Annotated in this window: 1 protein-coding gene; it reads left to right on the top strand. The window is 40.6% G+C overall.

Annotated features, from left to right (window positions below; all coding sequences use genetic code 11):
* Nucleotides 1-929 (top strand): cadherin-like domain-containing protein (locus tag CG11_RS30530; RefSeq protein WP_197043958.1); only part of this gene is annotated, 929 nt, incomplete at both ends.

Below are 929 nucleotides of genomic sequence, written 5' to 3' on the forward strand. Positions count from 1 at the left end.
GGTGCACCGAATAGCTATCCAAATGACAACCAAGATGGTGATAACAATTATAATTTCTTGGACATAGATGCGGACAATGATGGTATTGTTGATAACACGGAAGGGCAAGGAACAAGGACTTATGTCGCTCCTGTTAATAACGATGCCGATGGAGATGGGATAGATGATATTTATGATAGCAACGATGCGATATTTGGAGGAGCGGGTTCTGGTATTATACCCAACAATCAAGATGGTGCAGCAGATAATCCAGATTATCTAGATTTGGATACTGATAATGATGGTATTCCAGATGTTATTGAAGGACACGACACCAATGGCGATGGTGTTGTAAATGGTGCTGATAGTCCAAATGCGAATACAGGCTTATCAGGTGGTACGGCTGATGTAGATGGTGACGGCTTGTTGGATGGTTATGATAATAATACAGCGAATACCAATGCAACTAATATTGGTTTGAATCCAAACTCTCATCCAGATGCTAAAAATGAGATTACAGTTGAGCGTGATTGGAGAGAGGGCAATACAACGTATGCGACCAATGATATTAACACAACACCAACCAATGTAACCATTGTTGGTAATGTCTTAACCAATGATTACGATCAAGAAGAAGATAATCAAACATTGACAGGAGTTGAGATTGATGCGAATGGTGATGGTACTCCAGAAACAGTAATTGGGTTGGGAGTAGGAACAACAGTTGGTGGAATTAATGAAGATGGTACTCCCAATGCAAATGCAGGAACCTTGACTCAAAATGCGAATGGAACATATACCTTTGTACCAACGACAGGTTTTGTTGGAGAGGTGACCTATTTATATGATATTTGTGACAATGGACAACCGCAAGCTTGTACAGAAGCCAAAGTAACTATTGATGTAGAACCTGCTCCAACGACAGACAATGGAGAATTGGCTTTAGCACC

The organism is Aureispira sp. CCB-QB1 (assembly GCF_000724545.1).
In the GTDB taxonomy this organism is placed as follows: Bacteria; Bacteroidota; Bacteroidia; order Chitinophagales; family Saprospiraceae; genus Aureispira.